This is a genomic window from Xylophilus sp. GOD-11R, assembly GCF_033546935.1.
Taxonomy (GTDB): domain Bacteria; phylum Pseudomonadota; class Gammaproteobacteria; order Burkholderiales; family Burkholderiaceae_C; genus Xylophilus.
Window position 1 is genome coordinate 1,305,753 of the sequence record NZ_CP137854.1, and the last position, 21,471, is coordinate 1,327,223.

The 21,471-nt window shown below is 68.0% G+C and carries 16 protein-coding genes; 7 read left to right on the top strand and 9 right to left on the bottom strand.

Going from position 1 to position 21,471, the window contains the following annotated elements; genetic code table 11:
* Positions 1–159: 159 nt before the first annotated feature.
* From coaBC to R9X41_RS05970, 3 genes are all read left to right on the top strand, one after another.
* Complete coding sequence (coaBC, locus tag R9X41_RS05960; protein ID WP_318633960.1) at positions 160–1,389, top strand: bifunctional phosphopantothenoylcysteine decarboxylase/phosphopantothenate--cysteine ligase CoaBC; 1,230 nt, start codon at positions 160–162, stop codon at positions 1,387–1,389.
* Positions 1,390–1,415: 26 nt separating this feature from the next.
* Positions 1,416–1,865, top strand: coding sequence for a dUTP diphosphatase (gene dut, locus R9X41_RS05965; RefSeq protein WP_318633961.1), 450 nt, complete (start codon positions 1,416–1,418; stop codon positions 1,863–1,865).
* Positions 1,866–2,063: 198 nt separating this feature from the next.
* Entirely contained in the window at positions 2,064–2,588 is a 525-nt protein-coding gene (locus R9X41_RS05970) for an outer membrane lipoprotein (protein WP_318633962.1), read from the top strand.
* 67 nt (positions 2,589–2,655) lie between these two features.
* Here the strand turns inward: R9X41_RS05970 and R9X41_RS05975 are convergent, their stop codons facing one another.
* Positions 2,656–3,180: an FKBP-type peptidyl-prolyl cis-trans isomerase gene (locus tag R9X41_RS05975; protein ID WP_318633963.1), complete on the bottom strand. Its 525-nt coding sequence runs from the start codon at positions 3,178–3,180 to the stop codon at positions 2,656–2,658.
* 35 nt (positions 3,181–3,215) lie between these two features.
* Between R9X41_RS05975 and R9X41_RS05980 the strand changes: the two genes are divergently transcribed.
* Entirely contained in the window at positions 3,216–4,361 is a 1,146-nt protein-coding gene (locus R9X41_RS05980) for a JmjC domain-containing protein (RefSeq protein ID WP_318633964.1), read from the top strand.
* 179 nt (positions 4,362–4,540) lie between these two features.
* Positions 4,541–4,897 carry a hypothetical protein gene (locus tag R9X41_RS05985; protein WP_318633965.1) on the top strand — a complete coding sequence of 119 codons (357 nt, stop codon included), beginning with the start codon at positions 4,541–4,543 and terminating at the stop codon, positions 4,895–4,897.
* Between the two features lie 118 nt (positions 4,898–5,015).
* Here the strand turns inward: R9X41_RS05985 and R9X41_RS05990 are convergent, their stop codons facing one another.
* The 4 genes from R9X41_RS05990 to R9X41_RS06005 all read right to left on the bottom strand — a co-directional run bounded on the left by R9X41_RS05990 (position 5,016) and on the right by R9X41_RS06005 (position 8,519).
* Entirely contained in the window at positions 5,016–5,792 is a 777-nt protein-coding gene (locus R9X41_RS05990) for an MBL fold metallo-hydrolase (RefSeq protein WP_318633966.1), read from the bottom strand.
* A 15-nt stretch (positions 5,793–5,807) separates the two neighbouring features.
* Positions 5,808–6,929 carry an NlpB/DapX family lipoprotein gene (gene bamC / locus R9X41_RS05995; RefSeq protein WP_318633967.1) on the bottom strand — a complete coding sequence of 374 codons (1,122 nt, stop codon included), beginning with the start codon at positions 6,927–6,929 and terminating at the stop codon, positions 5,808–5,810.
* Positions 6,930–6,997: 68 nt separating this feature from the next.
* Entirely contained in the window at positions 6,998–7,894 is an 897-nt protein-coding gene (gene dapA / locus R9X41_RS06000) for a 4-hydroxy-tetrahydrodipicolinate synthase (protein ID WP_318633968.1), read from the bottom strand.
* 46 nt (positions 7,895–7,940) lie between these two features.
* A complete protein-coding gene (locus R9X41_RS06005; protein WP_318633969.1) occupies positions 7,941–8,519 on the bottom strand; it encodes a class I SAM-dependent methyltransferase in 579 nt (192 codons plus the stop codon).
* Between the two features lie 135 nt (positions 8,520–8,654).
* On the opposite strand from R9X41_RS06005, the gene R9X41_RS06010 reads away from it, so the two are divergent.
* Both R9X41_RS06010 and parC read left to right on the top strand, forming a co-directional pair.
* Positions 8,655–10,631: a DNA topoisomerase IV subunit B gene (locus R9X41_RS06010; protein WP_318633970.1), complete on the top strand. Its 1,977-nt coding sequence runs from the start codon at positions 8,655–8,657 to the stop codon at positions 10,629–10,631.
* Between the two features lie 68 nt (positions 10,632–10,699).
* Positions 10,700–13,072 (top strand): DNA topoisomerase IV subunit A, encoded by a 2,373-nt coding sequence (parC, locus tag R9X41_RS06015; RefSeq protein ID WP_318633971.1) that lies wholly within the window; start codon positions 10,700–10,702, stop codon positions 13,070–13,072.
* 74 nt (positions 13,073–13,146) lie between these two features.
* Here parC and R9X41_RS06020 read toward each other — a convergent pair whose 3' ends face one another.
* From R9X41_RS06020 to R9X41_RS06035, 4 genes are all read right to left on the bottom strand, one after another.
* Positions 13,147–16,314: an EAL domain-containing protein gene (locus R9X41_RS06020; protein ID WP_318633972.1), complete on the bottom strand. Its 3,168-nt coding sequence runs from the start codon at positions 16,312–16,314 to the stop codon at positions 13,147–13,149.
* A gap of 142 nt (positions 16,315–16,456) precedes the next feature.
* A complete protein-coding gene (locus R9X41_RS06025; protein WP_318633973.1) occupies positions 16,457–17,422 on the bottom strand; it encodes an alpha-E domain-containing protein in 966 nt (321 codons plus the stop codon).
* 25 nt (positions 17,423–17,447) lie between these two features.
* Positions 17,448–18,893 (bottom strand): circularly permuted type 2 ATP-grasp protein, encoded by a 1,446-nt coding sequence (locus R9X41_RS06030; RefSeq protein WP_318633974.1) that lies wholly within the window; start codon positions 18,891–18,893, stop codon positions 17,448–17,450.
* Positions 18,894–18,988: 95 nt separating this feature from the next.
* Positions 18,989–21,433, bottom strand: a complete 2,445-nt coding sequence (locus R9X41_RS06035) for a DNA internalization-related competence protein ComEC/Rec2 (protein ID WP_318633975.1) — start codon at positions 21,431–21,433, stop codon at positions 18,989–18,991.
* Positions 21,434–21,471 lie beyond the last annotated feature (38 nt).

Genomic DNA, 21,471 nt, shown 5'->3' on the forward strand with positions numbered 1-21,471 from the left:
GGAACGTCGGGCTTCCCGGGAGGTGGTAAAGCGAGATTATAGAGGGGGGTCCGGCCTGCCCCGCCGACCGCGACCCCCAGCGCCGCGATACGGACGGTGCTCTGCTACATTGCCCGATTTCTTCGCCGCAGCGGGCCGTGACGCCTGGCTCGCCCGCCCATGGACCTCTCCGGAAAACACATCCTGCTCGGACTGACCGGCGGCATCGCCTGCTACAAATGCGCCGAGCTCTGCAGGCTGCTGGTGAAGGCCGGCGCCACGGTGCAGGTGGTCATGACCGAGGGCGCGGTCCGCTTCATCACGCCGGTCACCATGCAGGCGCTTTCCGGCCGGCCGGTGGCGCGGTCGCAATGGGAAGACGAAGCCGTCGGCCGCACGCCCGACGGCATGCCCCACATCCACCTGGGCCGCGAGGCCGATGCGATTCTGGTGGCGCCCTGCAGCGCCGATTTCATTGCGCAGCTGGCGCAGGGCCGTACGGACGAATTGCTCGCACTGCTCTGCCTGGCCCGGCCGGCGGGTCGTGTGCCGCTGCTGTTGGCGCCGGCCATGAACCGCGAGATGTGGGCCCACCCGGCGCTGCAGCGTAATCTGGCGCAGGTGCAGGCCGACGGGGCCAAGTCGCTCGGCGTGGGCTGCGGTTCACAGGCTTGCGGCGAGACGGGCGATGGCCGCATGCTGGAGCCCGCCGAGATCCTGGCCGAACTGGTGTCTTTCTTTCAACCCAAGCCGCTGGCCGGCCAGCATGTGCTGGTGACCGCGGGGCCGACCTTCGAAGCCATCGACCCGGTGCGTGGCGTGACCAACCATTCGTCCGGCAAGATGGGTTTCGCCGTGGCCCGGGCGGCTGCCGAAGCCGGCGCCGAGGTGACGCTGGTCGCCGGCCCGGTATCGCAGCCGACGCCGCGCAACGTGCGGCGCATCGATGTGCAGTCCGGACTGCAGATGCTGCAGGCCACGCTCGACGCTTCGCAAAAGGCAACCGTCTTCATCGCGGCGGCCGCCGTGGCCGACTGGCGACCGGCCGAGCCGAGCGAACGCAAGATCAAGAAGACTGGCGACAGCGGGCCGCCTTCTCTGCATTTCGTGGAGAACCCGGACATCCTGGCAACCGTCGCTCAGGGCGAACGGGCGCGTTCCGGCCAGCTCTATTGCGTCGGCTTCGCGGCCGAAAGCCACGACCTGCTGGCCCACGCCACCGCCAAACGTCAGCGCAAGGGCATTCCGCTGCTGGTGGCCAACATCGGCCCGACGGCGTTCGGGCGGGACGACAACGAACTGTTGCTGGTCGACGCCCACGGCGCGCAGTCGCTGGAACGGGCGCCGAAGATCGAACTGGCGCGCAAGCTGGTGGTGGAAATCGCCCGGCGCATCGCGGCCGCGGGCTGAACATTCCGCAATCAACACAACAACGCATGGAACTCGACGTCAAGATCATCGACCCGCGCATGGCAGAACAACTGCCTGCGTACGCCACTCCCGGCAGCGCCGGACTCGACCTGCGCGCCTGCCTCGATGCGCCGCTGGAACTGGCACCCAATGCCTGGCAACTGGTGCCGACCGGCATCGCGATCCACCTGGCCGACGAAGGGTATGCGGCGCTCATCCTTCCGCGCTCGGGCCTGGGTCACAAGCACGGCATCGTGCTCGGCAACCTGGTCGGGTTGATCGACAGCGACTATCAGGGCCAGCTGATGGTGAGTGTCTGGAATCGCAGCGATGTCGCCTTCACGGTGCAGCCGATGGAACGGATCGCGCAACTGGTCATCGTGCCGGTGGTGCAGGCCAAGTTCAGGGTCGTCGACGAGTTTCCCGCGGCTTCCGAACGCGGAGCGGGTGGATACGGCTCGACCGGACGCACTTGAATTCTTGGTTTCTGCGCCACTTGTAACTATTCTTTGCGCAACTTTGCAGCGTGCGTGTCGGCCACTTCCTACCATCGCAGCGTTGAGCATCCGACGCCGGAAGGCGGGCCCGCCGATCGTGGGACTTTTCTTCCGGGCGCCTACTCAAAGGCATGGTCGCCGGACAAGTCCGCCGATCTTCATCCACAGGAGCACGCAATGAAAAAGATCTATCGCACCATCGCGATCACCGCCGCTTCCGCCAGTGTGCTGGCGCTTACCGCCTGCGCGGTCGATCCCTACTACGGCTCCCGTCCCGCACCGGTCTACAGCTCGGCGCCGGTGTACCGCCCCGCACCGGTCTACAGTGCCGCTCCGGCTTACGTGCAGCCGCAGGTCTATACCGAATACGGTCGCGTCGCCAATATCGAAGTGATGCAGCAGGAAGTGGCCCGTCAGCCGTCAGGTGCCGGTGCGTTGATCGGCGGTGTTCTCGGCGCTGTCGTCGGCAACCAGATCGGGCACGGCGGTGGACGCGCACTGGCTACCGGCGTCGGCCTGATGGGCGGCGCGGTCGCCGGCAATACGCTCGAAGGCAACCAGCGGGGGCCGGTGGTGCAGACCTACCGGGTGTCAATCCAGGTGGAAAACGGCAGCACGCGGACTTTCGATGTGCCGTCGCCGGGCGACCTGCGGATCGGCGATCGGGTGCGGATTCAAAACAACCAGCTGCAGCGCATCTGATCCGCTCGCGCAATAGCGAAAAAAAGGGCTGCCTCGCAAGGCAGCCCTTTTTGTTCGTTCCTAATTTTCAGTGGAGTGTCGTGTCGCCGGGCGCTGCAGGTTGCACCTTGAAGAATCCGGTGCCGGCCGTTCCCTTGCCGACTTCCTCCTCGGTTGCCTCGCGCACCCGCTCCACCTTCAGGTGAAGCCGCAGGGCGATGCCGGCCAGCGGATGGTTGCCGTCCAGCACGATGTGTTCGGGATAGATGTCGGTGACCGTATAGAACAGGTCCGCCGGCGGCATCGGGTCCATGCCCGGCGGGAGGGCGGTGCCCTCGAAGGTCATGCCTTCGTCGGTTTCGGCGGGGAACAGGGAGCGCGGTTCCAGGAACAGCTTCTGGTCGTCGTAGTCGCCGAAGGCCTGTTCCGGTTCCAGGTGCAGGTCGACGGTGTCGCCGACCTTGTGGCCCTGTAGCGCTTCTTCGATCTTTTCGAGCAGGTCGTCGCCACCCACCAGGAACTCGACCGGACTGTCGAGAATGTCGAGCTCTTCGCCCAGGGTATCGGTCAGCCGCCAGGTCAGCGCGACCACGCATTGCGAGGTGATTTCCATAGGGGAGAATTGTCGCAGTTCGAACGATCGCCTCCATGACCGATATCCACTCGCCGCTCGCGCTTCTCGGCGGCCTCAGCCCACAAGTTTTCATGCAACGCCATTGGCAGCGCAAGCCTTTGCTGGTTCGTTCGGCGGTTTCGCCGGAGGATCTGGCTGCCTTGCCCGCCGCCACCCGGCTTTTCGCGCTCGCGGGTAGCGAGGACGTCGAATCTCGTCTGATCTCGCACGAGCGCGACAGTTGGAAGATGCGCCACGGCCCGATCGCACGCCGGTCATTGCCCGCCCTGTCGAAACCCGACTGGACCCTGCTGGTGCAGGGCGTCGACCTGCACGACGATGCGGCGCATCGCCTGCTGCAGCGGTTCCGCTTCGTGCCCGACGCGCGGATGGACGACCTCATGGTCAGCTACGCCGGCGAGGGCGGCGGCGTAGGGCCGCATTTCGACAGCTACGACGTGTTCCTGCTGCAGACCTCCGGGCAGCGGCGCTGGCGCATCGGGCGGCAGAAGGACCTGTCTCTGCGCGAAGATATGCCCCTGAAGATACTGGCCGCATTCGAGCCGGAACAGGAATACCTGCTGGAGCCCGGGGACATGCTCTATCTGCCACCACGCTATGCGCACGAGGGTGTGGCGATGAGCGGTGACTGCATCACCTGCTCCATCGGTTTCCGCGCCCCGCGCCGCGACCAGATCGCGCAGGATCTCCTGCAGCGCCTGGCCGACGAAGTGGTCGACGAGGAGTTTCCGGACAAGCTTTACGGCGATGCGGGCGAGCCGGCCGTCGAAAACCCGGCCGCGGTGCCGCAGGCCCTGCTCGAATTCGCCCAGGCGGCGGTCGCCCGGGCGCTGGACGATCGCGATGCACTGCCGCGCGCCCTGGGCGAGCAACTCACCGAACCCAAGGCGAATGTCTGGTTTGACGAATTCGAGGGCGACGAGGACGTGCCGCTCGGCGCGGTGCGCCTGGACCGCCGCAGCCGCATGCTCTACGACGAGCGGCACATCTTCATCAATGGCGAAAGCTATCGCGCCGCGGGGCGAGACGCGCGTCTGATGAGGCGCCTGGCCGACGAACGCGCCCTCGAAGCGAAGGCACTGGCATTGGCCAGCGACGACGCCCGCGAACTGATGCGGTCCTGGCGTGTGGCGGGTTGGCTGCATTCGTCCGAAGAATGATCCATCCGGCTGTTTTGCAAACGCATGTGTCGGTATCGGACGCACCGAAAGCGCTTCCTATAATGGTTTTGGCTGGTCTTCATCAGTCGGCGGCACGGCCTTATAGCTCCTGAAAATTCACGGCCGTGCGTCGGATGCCCTCGTGTTCGTTGATTGAAAATCCATCCAAGGAAATCGATATGAAGCATTCCATCGTTCTCGCCTCCCTCGTCGCCTCCGTCGCCCTGGCGGCATGCGGAAAGAAGGAAGAAGTGGCGCCGGTTCCGGCACCTGCGCCGGCTGAGGCCCCAGCCATGGCGCCCGCACCGGCTCCCGTGGCTCCCGCCACAGAAGCCACGCCGTCCACCGGCGCTGCCACCGACGGCGCAGCTACCGGAGGTGCAAGCACCAGCGGTGGTACGGGCGCGACCACGGCGCCTGCGACAGGCGACGGCACGGGTGCCACCATGTCCGCGCCGGCTCCAGGTGCTGCGTCCGATGCCAACGATGCCGCGAAGAAGGCTGCCGACGCTGCGGCAGAGGCAGCCAAGAAGTAAGTACCGTTCGAGGCCTGGACTCGATCCAGGCCGGTCGTCATGCCGTGCAAATGGAAAAAAGCCACCTGCGCAGGTGGCTTTTTTTATGGGGCCCGACGGGCCTCGTCGAAAGCCTGACCTATACCGCGAGCCAGGCGGTGCCCAGTCGGGGGTCCGCCACCACGATCTGCTCCGCCTGCCAACCCAGGCCTTCGGCAAGACTTGCCCGGGCCAGATCCGGGCGGTTGTTGCGCTCGCTCAGATGGGCCGCCACCACGCACTGCAAGCCATCGTGGCGCAACCCACGCGCGATCTCGGCGGCGGCCGCGTTGGCGAGATGGCCGAATCGACCACCGACACGGCGCTTGAGAAATTCCGGATAGCGCGAAAGCGCGAGCAGTTCGGGGCAGTGGTTGGACTCGAGCATCAGCGCATGGCAGCCTGCCAGTTGCGCCATGACATGGCCGGTGGCGTGCCCCAGGTCGGTCGCCACGCCCAGGTGCCGTGCGCCGTCGGAGCAGCGCAGTTGCAGCGGTTCGCGGGCATCGTGCGGCACGGTGAAGGGGCGGAACTCGAAGCCGCCGAGCGCCACGGTCTGCGTGTCGTGGGTCACACGCAGCAGGCCATCGAAATCTGGCGCACCGATGGCAGCGTAGGTGCCTTCGCTCATCCACACCGGTATGCGGTGGCGCAGAGCGACCTGGTGGGCGCTGCCGATGTGGTCGGAATGCTCGTGGGTGATAAAGATCGCGTCGATGTCGCCGTAGTCCAGGCCGGCGGTGGTCAGGCGCTTTTCCAGCACCCGCACGCCGAGGCCGCAATCGATCAGCAGGCGGCTGGTCGACGTGCCGTCGCGGCCTTCGACCAGCGTGGCGTTGCCGGCGCTTCCGCTGCCAAGATTGCAGAATCGCAGCATGGCCCCGGCCCTGGATTACTTCAGGTCGTCCGCGATGATCTTGGTGATGCGCTCGGCGTCGGTGGCCTGGGCGGGCGAGCCGCCTTCACCCAGCACCGACACGACCGTGCCCGCGTTCTCGGCGCGCACCGCGATGCGGTAGCGCACTGGCGGCTGGGCATCCGGGTTGCGGTTGAAGATCTTGCCGAGGAAGCTCTGCTCCTTGCGGTCGGCGTTGGGCGCCACGTAGCGGACGAAGTAAATGCCCTGGCTGCGGTCGCGATCCTCGACGGTGAAGCCGGTGCGGTCGAGCGTCAGGCCGACCCGGCGCCATGCGCGGTCGAAGGGCTCGTTGAGCTGCACCACGGGCGTACCGCCGACATTGGTGACCTGGGCGCCGCTCGGCTGCACCGGTGCGGCGGCGATGAGTTGCTTGGACTGCACTTCGTTGGCCGCGCCGAGCTTGACCATCATGCGGCGCAGCATTTCGGCTTCGAGCTCGGGGTCGGACGGACGCGGCTGCCAGACGGTCTGGGCCTGCTGGGCCTTCTCGACATAGACCTCCTGCATGCCGCGGTGGCTGATGTAGATCTCGGTCGAGCCGTCGGCGCGACGTTCCATGCGGGTGCGGAACTTGTCGCGCTCGCTGGTGGAGTAGGCCGAGTCGATCAGCTTGCCGAGGGTCTGGCGGATGAAATCCTGCGGCAGCTTGGCGCGGTTCTCGGCCCAGTCGGTTTCCATGATGCCGAGGTTGGACTGGTCGATGGTGAGCAGGAAACCGCTCTCCACCCAGAAGTCCCGCACCGGGTCCCAGAGCTTGTCGGCCGGCCGCTTGATGACCAGCCAGCGCGTGTTGCCGTCGCGCTCGATGCGCACGTCGCCCAGCACGGCGGGCGCCGCTTCGGCAGTCGGCGCTGCGACGGCCTGCGCGGCGTTGTAGCCGGCGGCGGAGACGGTGCCGCCGGTGGGTACCACGTAGCGGCTGTCGCGGCTGAGCTGCGTGAGGTCGGGCGGCACTTCCAGGGTGGGGGCCGCGCGTTTGGCGCTCTTGTAGTTGATCTTCTCGCTGTCGAAGACAGTGCATGCCGACAGGCAGACGAGCAGACCCACGCAGGCCAGGCGGGCGGCCGCAACGGTCGGAGAGGCGAAACGGGTCACGGGGATATCCTTCATTCGATCGAAAAGCAGGCTCGCCGGCGCTGTGGGCGCACAGCTACCAACGTTGACTACAGCAGGCCGCTGGCTTTGAGTGCCTGTTCCACCACCAGTTCACTGCCGGTGGACAGTTCCGTCATCGGCAGGCGCAGGGTGCCGCCGCAAAGACCCAGGCGCTTCATGGCCCACTTGACCGGAATCGGGTTGGCCTCGACGAACAGATGCTTGTGCAGTGGCATCAGGCGGAACTGGATTTCCATCGCCCGACGGGCATCGCCGGCGACGGCTGCCACGCAGAGTTCGTGCATCAGGCGCGGGGCCACGTTGGCCGTCACGCTGATGTTGCCGCGGCCGCCGCAGAGCATGAGGGCCACGGCGGTGGGGTCGTCACCCGAGTAGACGGCGAACTCGGACGGCAGGTCGCGGATCAGCCATTGCGCGCGTTCGATGTTGCCGGTGGCTTCCTTGATGCCGACGATGCCCGGCACCTGCGCCAGCCGCAGCACGGTGTCGTGCTGCATGTCCGCGACGGTGCGGCCGGGGACGTTGTAGAGCACGGTCGGCAGGTCGCCCACGGCTTCGGCGATGGCCACGAAATGCCGGTACTGGCCTTCCTGCGTCGGCTTGTTGTAGTAGGGCACTACCTGCAGTTGGCTGTCGGCGCCCACGCCCTTGGCGAACTTGGCGAGTTCGATCGCTTCGCGGGTGGAGTTGGCGCCGCAGCCCGCCATGACCGGCACCCGGCCGGCGGCCTGCTCGACCGACACGCGGATGATCTCGCAGTGCTCCTCGACATTTACCGTCGGCGATTCGCCGGTGGTGCCGACCACGCCGATGCAGTCCGTGCCCTCGGCGACATGCCAGTCGATCAGTTTGCGCAAGGCCGGGTAGTCGACGCTGCCGTCTTCGTGCATGGGCGTGACGAGCGCCACGATGCTGCCTGTGAGGGTGCCGGAGGATGAGCTCATGTGCGCAGGAATGCCGTAGTGGAGGCCGAAAGCCAAACCCGGCATTTTAGCCTTGTGGGTGTAAAGGCCCCGCGTATGGCGGGGCGGTTTCGGCCAGCGATGGCGCGGCAGGGGCGGCGTCGGCGGGTGCGCGCCGGGCCACGATGCGCTGCACCCGGCGCGGCGGATCGAGCCAGCCGTCCTCGTAGGCCACGATGTGCAGACCTGCGCAGGCGTGCATCAGTTCGCCGGGCGCCAGCAAAAAATCGGGCCGCGACGGGCGGCCGACGGCCTCCTGTCCCTGGGCGAAGGTCTCGTAGATCAGTACGCCGCCCGGCGCGACGGCCTCGACGATGGTGGGCAGCAGCGGTCGGTGCAGGTAATTGGTGACGACGACGGCGTCGAATCGACGACCGGGCAGGGGCCACGGTGCGCCCTCCACGTCGGCGAGCAGACCCGCGCCGAACGCCTGAGCGGTCGCCACGGCTTCGGGCGCGCGATCGATGCCCAGCGTGGTGGCGCCACGCGAGGCGAACCAGCGCAGGTGCCGCCCCGCGCCGCAGGCGAGGTCCAGCACGGTCGCGCCATGCGGCACCAGGTGAGACCAGCGGACGATCCAGGGCGAAGGGGCAGTATCGGAATGCAAGGTGTGCGGCGACGGTCGGGTGGGGCGCGTATTCTGATCGACCGCCCGGATTCCAGCTTGTTTACTGGACATGCATACAGCCGATTTCGGGTCCTGACTACAATCCGCGCCTTCCGACGACCACCGCTCTCCCCCATGGCCACAGCACCCAGCGATTATTCCGAAGGCTCGATCCGCGTTCTCAAGGGATTGGAGCCGGTGCAGCAGCGCCCTGGCATGTACACCCGCACCGACAACCCGCTGCACATCATCCAGGAAGTGCTGGACAACGCGGCCGACGAAGCCCTGGCCGGCCACGGCAAGAAGATCAAGCTCACCCAGCACGCCGACGGCTCCGTCAGCGTGGAGGACGACGGCCGCGGCATTCCGTTCGGCATGCATCCGGAAGAAGGCGCGCCGGTGATCGAGCTGGTGTTCACGCGCCTGCATGCGGGTGGCAAGTTCGACAAGGGCAAGGGCGGCGCCTACAGCTTCTCCGGCGGCCTGCACGGGGTGGGCGTGTCGGTCACCAACGCGCTGGCGCGGCGGATGGAAGTCACGTCCTGGCGCGAGGGCAAGGTGGCGCGGCTGGTGTTCAGCGCCGGTGCCGTGGTGGAGGCGCTGGCGGTGCGCGAGGCCGCCGCTGGCGACCGCAAGCAGGGCACCACGGTGCGCGTCTGGGCCGATCCCAAGTATTTCGAGTCCCCGCTGTTGCCGCAGAACGAGTTGGTGCACCTGCTGCGCAGCAAGGCGGTGCTGATGCCGGGCGTGACCGTCACGCTGACGCAGGAAAAGGCCCAAGGCCCGGCCGAGGTGCAGACCTGGCAATACAAAGGCGGCCTGCGCGACTACCTGCTGCAGACGCTGCACGGCGAGCCGGTCATTCCGGTTTTCGAAGGCTCGGGCTTCGCCGACCGCCAGAGCGAGAGCTTCGCCGAAGGCGAGGGCGCGGGCTGGGCGGTGGCCTTCACGGAAGACGGCTCGCCTGTGCGCGAGAGCTATGTCAACCTGATTCCCACCAGCGCCGGCGGCACCCACGACAGTGGCCTGCGCGACGGCCTGTTCACCGCGGTCAAGGGCTTCATCGAACTGCATGCGCTGCTGCCCAAGGGCGTGAAGCTGATGCCCGAAGACGTTTTCGCCCGCGCCAGCTACGTGCTGTCGGCCAAGGTGCTCGATCCGCAGTTCCAGGGCCAGATCAAGGAACGCCTGAACTCGCGCGATGCGGTGCGCCTGGTGTCGTCCTTCGTGCGGCCGGCGCTGGAGCTGTGGCTGCACCAGCATGTCGAATACGGCAAGAAGCTGGCCGAGCTGGCGATCCGCGCGGCGCAGAGCCGGCAGAAGGCGGGGCAGAAAGTCGAGAAGCGACGCGGCTCCGGCGTGGCGGTTCTGCCTGGCAAGCTGACCGACTGCGAAAGCCGCGACATCGCGCACAACGAGGTCTTCCTGGTCGAGGGCGATTCTGCCGGCGGTAGCGCCAAGATGGGCCGCGACAAGGAATGCCAGGCCGTGCTGCCGCTGCGCGGCAAGGTGCTCAACACCTGGGAGGTGGAGCGCGACCGCCTGTTCGCCAACACCGAGATCCACGACATTTCGGTGGCGATCGGCGTCGATCCGCACGGCCCCGCCGACAGCCCGGACATGAGTGGCCTGCGCTACGGCAAGGTCTGCATCCTGAGCGATGCCGACGTCGACGGCTCGCATATCCAGGTGCTGCTGCTCACCCTGTTCTTCCGTCATTTCCCCAAGCTGATCGAGGCCGGGCACGTGTTCGTGTCGCGCCCGCCGCTCTACCGCATCGACGCGCCGGCACGTGGCAAGAAGCCCGCTGCCAAGGTCTACGCACTGGACGAGGGCGAGCTCACCGCCACGCTCGACAAGCTGCGCAAGGACGGCGTGCGCGAAGGCGCCTGGACCATCAGCCGCTTCAAGGGCCTGGGGGAGATGAGCGCCGGCCAGCTCTGGGAAACCACGCTCAATCCCGACACGCGGCGGCTCATGCCCGTGCAGCTCGGCCTGCTCGACAACACCCAGACCGAGCAGCGCATCACGAAGCTGATGGGCAAGGGCGAAGCCGCCGCGCGCCGCGAGCTGATGGAGTTGCGCGGCAACACCGTCGAGATCGACATCTGACCAGCAATGCCGTGCGCTGAAAAAGCGCCGGCCCACCTGCCGCCACCCAACGCACACCCTGGCTTTCGATGACCGACCAAACCCCTCTCGACCTTGCCTCCGCGCCCGCCGATGACGACCAGAACCCCGACCTGGCCACGTACGCCGAGCGCGCCTATCTGGAATACGCGCTGTCGGTCGTCAAGGGCCGCGCGCTGCCCGACGTGTGCGACGGCCAGAAGCCGGTGCAGCGCCGCATCCTCTACTCGATGGAGCGCATGGGCCTGGGCTTTTCTGGCGCCAACGCCACCTCGGGCGCCAAGCCGGTCAAGAGCGCGCGCGTGGTCGGCGACGTGCTCGGCCGCTTCCATCCGCACGGCGACCAGGCCGCCTACGACGCGCTGGTGCGCATGGCGCAGGACTTCTCCCAGCGCTATCCGCTGATCGACGGCCAGGGCAACTTCGGCAGCCGCGACGGCGACGGTGCCGCGGCCATGCGCTACACCGAAGCGCGGCTGTCGCGCATCACGCGCCTGCTGCTCGAGGAGATCGACCAGGGCACGGTCGACTTCATTCCCAACTACGACGGCTCCACCGAGGAGCCGCGCCAGCTGCCGGCGCGCCTGCCCTTCGTGCTGCTCAACGGCGCGTCGGGTATCGCCGTGGGGCTGGCCACCGAGATCCCCAGCCACAACCTGCGCGAAGTGGCCGATGCCTGCGTGGCGCTCATCAAGCAGCCGCAGCTGAGCGACGAGCAGCTGTTCGCGATGATGCCCGGCCCGGACTTTCCCGGCGGCGGCCAGATCATCAGTCCGGCGTCCGACATCGCCGACGCCTACCGCACCGGCCGGGGCAGCCTGAAGGTGCGGGCGCGCTGGAAGATCGAGGAACTCGCACGCGGCCAGTGGCAGCTGGTGGTCACCGAACTGCCGCCCGGCGTCAGTTCGCAAAAGGTGCTCGAAGAGATCGAGGAAATCAGCAACCCGAAGGTGAAGACCGGCAAGAAGGCGCTGACCCAGGAGCAGCAGCTCGGCAAGGCCACGCTGCTCGGCGTGCTCGACGCGGTGCGCGACGAGTCCAGCAAGGATGCGGCCGTGCGCCTGGTGTTCGAGCCCAAGTCCGGCCGCACGCCGCAGGCCGAGCTGATCGCGATCCTGCTGTCGCAGACTTCGCTGGAAACTTCGTCGTCGATCAACATGACGATGATCGGCCTGGATGGCCGGCCGGTGCAGAAGTCGCTGCGGCAGATGCTGCTGGAATGGATCGAGTTTCGCCAGCAGACGGTGCAGCGCCGGTCGCAGCACCGGCTGCAGAAGGTGCTGGACCGTATTCACATCCTCGAGGGGCGGCAGATCGTGCTGCTCAATATCGACGAGGTGATCGCCATCATCCGGCAGGCCGACGAGCCCAAGGCCGCGCTGATCGAGCGCTTCAACCTGTCGGACCGTCAGGCCGAGGACATCCTCGAAATCAGGCTGCGCCAGCTGGCGCGGCTCGAGGCCATCAAGATCGAGCAGGAGTTGTCCAGCCTGCGCGAGGAGCAGGGCAAGCTCGACGAGATCCTGGGCAATCCGTCGGCGCTGCGCCGCCTGATGGTCAAGGAGATCGAGGGCGATGCCAAGCAGTTCGCCGATCCGCGCCGCACGCTGATCCAGGCCGAGAAGCGCGCCGTGGCCGAGGTGCGCATCGTCGACGAACCGGTCACCGTGGTCATCTCGCAGAAGGGCTGGGTGCGCGCACGCAGCGGCCACGGCCACGATCCGGCGGGCTTCGCGTTCAAGGCGGGCGACAGTCTCTACGGCACCTTCGCCTGCCGCACGGTCGACGTGCTGCTGGTCTTCGGCGGCAACGGGCGCATCTACAGCGTGCCGGTGGCGGCGCTGCCCAATGCGCGGGGTGATGGTCAGCCGATCGGCACCATGGTCGAGTTGGAATCGGGCACGCAGCCGGTGCATTACTTCGCCGGGCCGACCGGCGCGGCGCTGCTGCTGGCGGGTTCGGGCGGCTACGGCTTCGTCGCCAATGTCGAGAACATGGTGTCGCGCAACCGTTCGGGCAAGACCTTCGTGTCGCTCGGCGAGGGCGAGACCCTGTGCAAGCCCAGCCTGGCGATGCTGCCGGCAGGCGCGCAGGCCGCCGGCCTGGAGCCGATGGTGCCGGCCACGCATGTGGCCTGCGCATCGACCGGCGGCCGCATCCTGACATTCGAGATCGCGGAGCTGAAGCTGCTGGAGAAGGGCGGACGTGGCCTGATGCTGATCGACCTGGAGCCCAAGGACACGCTGGCCGGTGCGGCCGCCTATACCCGCAGCGTGCGCATTGCGGGCCAGGGACGTGGCGGGAAGGAGCGCGACGAAACGCTGGAGATCCGCTCGCTGAACAACGCGCGGGCCGCCCGTGGCCGCAAGGGCAAGGCGGCGGATCTGGGCTTCAAACCCGCGCTGGTCGAGCGCGTGGTCTGAAGGGTTTCGTGTCCGTGGCCTTTCGGGGCCGATCACGCGGACAGGTACTTCGGTTGCAGGCGCGGCAGCCCTGGTCAGCGTTCCTGGTGAACGGTGTCGCGCTGGGTCTCGGGCCGGGCCTGGCGCGCGTCGATCCAGGCTTCCAGCGCCTCCACCCGCATCGGCCGGGCGAAGTGGTAGCCCTGCAGCTCGTCGCAGCCGAGCAGCTTGAGCTGGTGGGCGACGGCGAAGTTCTCGACACCCTCGGCGACCACGCCCAGGCCCAGGTTGTGGCCCAGCGCCATGATGGCGCGCACGATGGCCAGGTCGGTGGTGTCGCCCAGCAGGTCCTGCACGAAGGACCGGTCGATCTTGAGCTTGTCGATCGGAAAACGCTTGAGATAGGCCAGGCTCGAATAGCCGGTGCCGAAATCGTCGATTGAAAAGCGCACGCCCAGCTGGCGCAGTGCGGCCAGGCCCTGGCCGGCCGCGCCGGCGTTTTCCATCAACTGGGTTTCGGTGACTTCCAGCTCGAGCAGCTGCGGATCGATGCCGCTGTGGGTGGTGAAGTCGCGCAGGTATTCGAGCAGGGCCGGGTCGGCGAGCTGGGTGGCCGAGATGTTGACCGACAGCGAGATGAGCGAGCGACGTTGCGCCTTCCAGCGGCGCAGCAGGTCGCAGGCCTGTTGCATCGCCCACAGGCCCAGCGGCCGGATGAGGCCGGTTTCCTCGGCGATCGGTATGAAGCGCGCGGGCGAGATGGAGCCGACTTCCGGATGCGTCCAGCGCATCAATGCCTCGGCGCCGACGACCTGCAGGGTGCGGGCGTCGACGCGTGGCTGGTAGTGCATTTCGAGCTCGCCGCGTTCGAGCGCGTGGCGCAGCAGCTGCTCCAGCGTGCGTCGTTCGCGCGCCAGCTTGTCGAGTTCGGACGAGAAGAAGCGGTAGTGGTCGCGCCCGGAGGACTTGGCTTCGTACATGGCGGCGTCGGCGCGTCGCATGAGTTCGTCGATGTCCTGGCCGTCTTCCGGATAGACGGCCACGCCGATGCTGCACGACACGCGCAGCTCGTGGCCTTCGCCGTCGTGTGGTGCGCGGATCAGCGGGATGAGGCGCTCCTCGATGATGTCGCGGATCTCGCCGGCATCGCGCACGTCGCGCAGGATGACGACGAACTCGTCGCCGCCCAGGCGGCTCACCGTGTCGTCGTTGCGCACCGCTTGTGTCAGGCGGCCGGCGACCGAGCGCAGCAGCGCGTCGCCCACGTGGTGGCCCAGGGTGTCGTTGACCGACTTGAAACGGTCGAGGTCGATGAAGAGCACGGCGACGCGGTCTTCTGAGTCGCGTGCGTTTTCCAGTGCCTCGGCCAGCCGCGCCACGCAGAGCGAGCGGTTGGGCAGCTCGGTCAGCACGTCGTGGTCGGCCAGGAAGCGCACCCGTTCCTCGGTGCGCTTGCGCTCGGTGATGTCGACCGAAATGCCGATGTAGTGGGAGACGCTGCCGTGCGTGCCGCCCGAGCGCACCGCCGACACCATCAGCCAGGCCGGATAGCTGGCCCCGGCGCGGCGCCGGAACTGCACTTCGCCCTGCCAGGCGCCACGGTCGTTGACCGCGCTGCCGATGCGCTGGCGCAGCGCGGTCCCGGGGATTTCCTCGACCAGTCCGGTGAAGTCCTTGCCCACCACCTCGTAGGGCTCCAGGCCGGTGCTGCGGCAGAAGGCGTGGTTGATGCTCAGCACCCGCTGCTGGTCGTCCATGATGGCGATGCCTTCGGACGAGGCTTCGAACACCTTGGACCAGAGCTCGAGCCGTTGCTCCATCTGCTTGAGCACGTTGACGGGCGTGAAGGCGGTGAGCACCGCGTCACGCCCCTGGAACTGCAGGCGGCGCGCCGACAGCACCGCCCAGGTCGATTCGCCGCCGGCGTTCCAGCGCACCTCGAACTCGTCGACCGCGCCCCGGTCGGCCAGCTGTTGGAAGAAGCGCGCCCGCACGCCGGGTTCGAGCTTGCGGCCCCAGGGGTCGGTGGTGATGCCGTCGAGCCAGGGGGCGGCCGGCTCGTTGGCGTGCAGCACCTCGTGGCGGGGAATGGAGGTGACGACCATGGCGATCGGTACCGATTCCACGATTTCCATCTGCGCTCGCGCGGCCCGCTCGCGCGAGGCGAGTTCCTGCTGGTTCTCGCGTTCGCGCCCCAACTGGGCGAGCATGCTGTTGAAGGCGGTGACCAGGCTGCCGATCTCGTCGCGGCTGACCCAGTGGGCACGCAGGGCGTAGTCGCCGCTGCGGCGCACGTTGTCGGCAACGCCGGCCAGGTGACGCAGCGGCCGGGCGATCTGCTGGGCCACCGCGTAGACGAGCGTGAGGATGCAGCCCAGCAGCAGCAGGGCGGTGCCCAGGTGCAGAAACATGCGGGTGAACAGACTCTGGACGCGCGCGGCGAGCAGCTCGTCGAGTTCGCTCGCGCCGCGGATCCAGGCGCGGTCGAGTTCGTAGAGCAGGGCCGAGCGCGCAGCCTGCAGCTGGGCCACGTCGCGCGGGCCGGCTTCGGGGCCTGCCAGGCGCTGCACGATCGTCAGGAAGTCGGCGAGCGCGTCGGCCAGGCTTTGCCGGCCGGGATCGAGCGCGGCGCGCAGCGCGGGCGAGCCGGCGGCGAAGACCTGCAGGTAGTCGGAGCGGATGCCCATGGTCGACGCGTCGATGCGGCCGGCCAGGATCAGCAGCTCGGAGCGGCGCTCGCCGAAGGCCTGCGCCCGGTTGCCGCCGCCGTCGATGGCACGCATGGTGTCGTCGATCACCTCGAGCAGCTCGGGAAAGCGCAGCACGACCAGCGACATGGCGTAGTAGCTGTCGAGGTCCGGATCCAGGATGAGGTTGGACTGGTTGCCCACGGTGGTGAGCAGTTCGCGGGCCGATCGCAGCATGCCGCGATTGAGCAGGTCGTCCTGCGGGCCCGAGTTGCCGGCTTGCCGGGCCGCGGCGGCCTGCCGCCAGGAGCGCTCGAACAGCGCGCTGGCTTCGGCCGAATGCAGCACGCCGTCGTAACGGGCGCGCAGCTCGGCGAAGCGCTGCAGTGCTTTCTCGGGGGGCTCGACCTGTTCCTTGTAGGGCAGGAAGGGCATCAGCAGCAGCTCGCGGACCGCGGCGCTGTAGATGCTGCCGACTTCCTCCTTGCGGGTGAAGTCGATCGACAGGTACTTCTCGTTGATCAGGATGCCGGAGACGAAGATCACCGCGCTCAGGTCGAGCAGGTAGATCAGCATCAGCTTGCGGCCGACCGACAGCCGGCTGAGCCAGCCTGTCAGTCTGCCGCTGATCGAAAGAGAAGCACCCTGCCTCGCACGGGTGGCCCGGAAGGAGTTGAAAATGAAAGTCTCCTGCGAACCGGAACCCGCTGGTGGCCGCCTAGGCGGTGGTGGGGACGAGGAACTCGCGGCTGATGTAGGCGCCGAGTTCGTTGACCCGGTCGAGGAACTGGGTCAGGAAAGCGTGCAGGCCGGTCGCCAGAATCTCGTCGATATGGCCGTACTGCAGCTCGGCGCGCAGCTTGCCGGCCTTGCGCTGGCTCAGGCTGAGATCGGTGCCGGAGACCACGCTCTGTAGGTTGCTCACCACCTCGTTGAGGCTGGCGTGCAGCGAGCGCGGCATGTCGGCGCGCAGGATCAGCAGTTCGGCCACGCGTTCCGGCCGGATCACGTCGCGGTAGACGCGGCGGTAGATCTCGAAGGCCGACACGCTGCGCAGCACCGCGCTCCAGTGATAGAAGTCGTACTCCTGCTCGCCGTCGTCGCTGGTCAGGCCGATGAAGTCGTTGTGCATGGCGTGGAACTTGGTGTCCACCAGGCGCGCCGTGTTGTCGGCGCGTTCCAGGAAGGTGCCGATGCGCATGAAGTGCAGGGCCTCGTCGATCAGCATGGTGCCCACCGACACGCCGCGCGACAGGTGCGAGCGGTACTTGACCCATTCGAAGAAGGCGCCGGGATCGCGTTCGAAATCGCCGGCGCGCAGCATGCGGATGGTTTCCAGCCAGGTCTGGTTCTGGGTTTCCCAGGCCTCGGTGGTCAGCGTGCCGCGCACGGCGCGCGCGTTTTCGCGGGCGGCCTTGAGGCACGAAATGATGGACGACGGGTTGTCCTCGTCGCGCACCATGAAGTTCATGACGTTGTGCGGATCGATCTCGCCGTGCCGGGCCTGGTAGGCGGGCAGCAGTTCGCTGATGGTCAGCAGGCCCTGCCAGCCGATCTGCGCGGCCTCGGCCGACTGCGGCAGCAGGGCGGTCTGGTAGTTGACGTCCAGCATCCGGGCCGTGTTCTCGGCCCGCTCGGTGTATCGGGACATCCAGAAGAGATGGTCTGCGGTTCTGCTCAGCATGTTGATGTTCTCTTCGTTGTTCTGATCAGACCTCGAGGATCCAGGTGTCCTTGGTGCCGCCGCCTTGCGATGAATTGACGACCAGCGAGCCATCCTTCAGCGCCACGCGGGTCAGGCCGCCGGGCACCATCTGCACTTCCTTGCCGGACAGCACGAACGGCCGCAGGTCGATGTGGCGCGGCGCGATGCCGCTTTCGACGAAGGTCGGGCAGCTCGACAGGCTGAGCGTGGGCTGGGCGATGTAGCCGTCGGGCTTGGCGATGACCGCGCGGCGGAAGTCCTCGATCTCGGCGGTGGTGGCGGCCGGGCCGACGAGCATGCCGTAGCCGCCCGCGCCGTGCACTTCCTTCACGACCAGATCCTTGAGGTTGGCCAGCATGTACTTGAGGTCTTCCGGATTGCGGCCCATGAAGGTGGGCACGTTCTTCAGGATCGGCTGCTCGCCGAGGTAGAACTCGATCATCTTCGGCACGAAGGCGTAGATCGCCTTGTCGTCGGCCACGCCGGTTCCGATGGCGTTGCAGATGGCCACGTTGCCGGCACGATAGGCCTGCACCAGCCCGGCCACGCCCAGGGTGGAGTTGGGACGGAAGACGAGCGGGTCGAGGAAGTCGTCGTCGACGCGGCGGTAGATCACGTCGACCCGCTTGGGGCCACGCGTGGTGCGCATCCAGACGAAGTCGTCCTTGACGAACAGGTCCTGGCCCTCGACGAGCTCGATGCCCATCTGCTGCGCCAGGAAGGCGTGCTCGAAGTAGGCGCTGTTGTACATGCCGGGCGTGAGCACCACGCAGGTCGGGTCGGGCGTGGCGGGCGGCGCGGAGGCGCGCAGCGTCTCCAGCAGCAGGTCGGGGTAGTGGGCGACGGGAGCCACGCGGTGCTGGTTGAACAGCTCCGGGAAGAGCCGCATCATCATCTTGCGGTTCTCCAGCATGTACGACACGCCGGAGGGCACCCGCAGGTTGTCTTCGAGCACGTAGTACTCGCCGTTGCCGTCGGCGTCGGGTGCGCGGACGATGTCGATGCCGGCGATGTGCGAGTAGATGTGGCGGGGCACGTCCACGCCCATCATCTCGGGCCGGAACTGCGCGTTCTGCAGCACCATGTCGGCCGGAATCACGCCGGCGCGGATGATCTCCTGGTCATGGTAGACGTCGTGCAAAAAACGGTTGAGCGCGGTGACCCGTTGCACCAGGCCGCGTTCCATGCGCTGCCATTCGTGCGCGGGGATGATGCGGGGGATCAGGTCGAAGGGAATGAGGCGTTCGGTGCCGGAGCCGTCCTCGTCCTTGGCGCCGTAGACGGCGAAGGTGATGCCCACGCGTCTGAAGATGACCTCGGCCTCCTCGCGTCGCCGCGACATCAGGTCGGGCGCTTGCTGGGCGAGCCAGCGATCGTAGGTCTTGTAATGGTCGCGCACCTGGCCCGGATCGGGCGGCAGGGTGGCATACATCTCGTCGAATTTCCGCATAGAAAGGGCTGTGCTCCTGCTGACCCGGGTAGCAAGTTCCAGGCCGGCGATGGTTGTCGGCTGATGCCGAGACGGGCCCCGTCGGCCTGATTGCGTCAGGGCGCATTGTGCTGCCAGTAATGCGGGTCGCGAACGCGTTCGCAAACAATCTGCTCGGGAAAGGCGCTGTGCCAGCGGGCCGCGCCGCAGTGCACGGTGTCGACCCAGTGGATACCCTGGTCGCGGTACCGGGCGAGCACCGATGCAGCGGGGTGGCCGAAGCGGTTGCGGTAGCCCGCCTGGGCGATGGCGTACATCGGTGCGACGGCGCGCAGCAAGGCCTGGCTCGACGAACTGCGGCTGCCGTGGTGCGGCACCATGAGCCAGTCGGCGCGCAGGTCGGCGCCCGAGGCGACGAGCGCTTCTTCCTCGGCCTCGCCGATGTCGCCGGTAAGTAGCGCCGAGCGGCCACCGGCCTCGATGCGCAGCACGCAGCTCAGTGCATTGCTGGCGATGCCGGGGCGGTAATCGGTCGGCTGTGGATGCATAACGGTGAAGTCGACGCCGTCCCAGCGCCAGTGCTGGCCGGCTTCGCAGCGCAGGGCAGGGCGCAGCGCCTGCAGCGGATGGCCGGGCTCGATCGAACTGCGCAGCGTGGCGGCCGGGTGATGGGCGAGCAGCGCGGCGGCGCCGCCGACATGGTCGGTGTCGCGGTGGCTCAGCACCAGCGTGTCGAGCCCGGTGCCGAGCGCCTGCAGCAGGGGCACGAGCGTGCGCTGGCCGGCATCGCTGTCCGGGCCCCAGCGCGGACCGGCGTCGTAGAGCAGGGCGTGATGCGCGGTGCGCACCAGCACGGCCGATCCCTGGCCGATGTCCGCGGCGAGCAGTTCGAAATGACCAGCTGCCGGCACTTCCGAAGTCCACAGCAGTACCGGCAGCAGCGGTGCCACGCCCAGCAGCCGCATGCGCACCGGTAATGGCATGCAGGCGATGGCGCCCCCCAGAATGGCCGTGACCGCGACCCAGACTGGTGCGGCCGGCAGCGACACGGTGGCGTTCGGCCAGGCGGCCAGCGGTTGCAGCAGCCACACCATCGCGCGCACCGCGAGGGCAGCCAGGTCCCAGAGCGGCGGGAACAGGCCGCCGAGCAGGGCGAGCGGTGTGACGACCAACGTGGTCCAGGGAATCGCCAGCAGATTCGCCGGCAGGCCCACCAGCGACACCTGTCCGAAGAGCCACAGCGACAAGGGGGTGAGTGCCACCGTCACCACCACCTGCTCGCGCAGCAGCGCGGCCGGTCGGCTCATCAGGCCGCCGCTCGCATCGGCGACGCGGTCCGCCGCCGGTCGGCTCGACGCGAACAGCACACCCACCGCGACGAAGCTCAGCCAGAAGCCGGCCTGCAGCAGGGCCCACGGATCGAAGGCCGCCGCTCCGGCGCAGGCCAGCAGCCAAACCTGCGGCCAGGGCCAGCGTCGGCCCGACATGCGCAAGGCGGCGACGATGGCCAGCATCAGCACCGTGCGCTGGGCCGGCAGTCCGCCGCCGCTGAAGGTGGCGTAGAGCGCGGCCAGCACCACGCCGCCGGCCAGGGCCGCCTGCGGCGCCGGCACGGCCATGCACAGCCGGGCGGAGCGCCGCCACAGCCAGCCGGTGGCACCGGCTGCCAGCCAGGCGAACATGGTGACGTGCAGGCCGGAGATGGACATCAGATGCGCCACGCCGGTCGCGCGGAAGATGTCCCAGTCGCTGCGCTCGATCGCCCGCTGGTCGCCGGTGACCAATGCCGCCACCACGCCCGCCGCACGCCGGCGCGGTGTGGCGTCGTCGGCATCGTCCGCGCTCGCGCCGGCCAGCCGGACCAGGATCGCATCGCGCACCGACTGCCGCGCCCGTTCGACCGGATGGCTCCATAGACGATCCTCCAGCAGCACCGGCGGCGCGTGCCCGGTGCGCACGCTGCCCTCCGCCTGTACGCCGGTCGACCAGGCCCAGAGCTCGTAGTCGAAACCGTGCGGATTGCGGCTGCCGTGCGGCGCCTTCAGCCGCGTTGCGAGGCGCCAGCGCTGGCCGGCGCGGATGTCGGGCAGGGCATCGCCGCCGACCGGGTCGTCGCTGTTGCCGACGGTCCACCAGCCCAGCTCGATCAGCGGCGGCGTGGGCACCGGTTGGCCGTCACGCTCGGCCGATTCGACTTCGAAGCGAAAGCGCAGGCCGGTGGCGGACGGTTGCGGCATGGCCGCGACGGTGCCGGTCAGCAGCAGGTCCTGGCCTTCGATCGCGGGGGCTATGGCCTGCGACTGGAAGGCCGCCGCGCGCAGGCCGCACAGGGCGAAGCCGCACAGCAGGGCGCCGGCCGCCGCCCGCCAGGGCCGCATGCGGCCGTTATGGCGCACCAGCGCGATGAGCGCCGCACCCGCCAGCAGCGCGCACAGATAGCCGAGCGGCTTCCACAGCGTCGGCTGCGCCAGTTGGGCGCTGCAACCCAGCAGCCAGGCGATCAGCCACGGCGCCCAACCCGTCCGGCGCACGCTCGCTGTATTGATAGCGAATGCATACATACGTGGAGGATAAGCGTGGCCGACAGGTCGACCCGGCG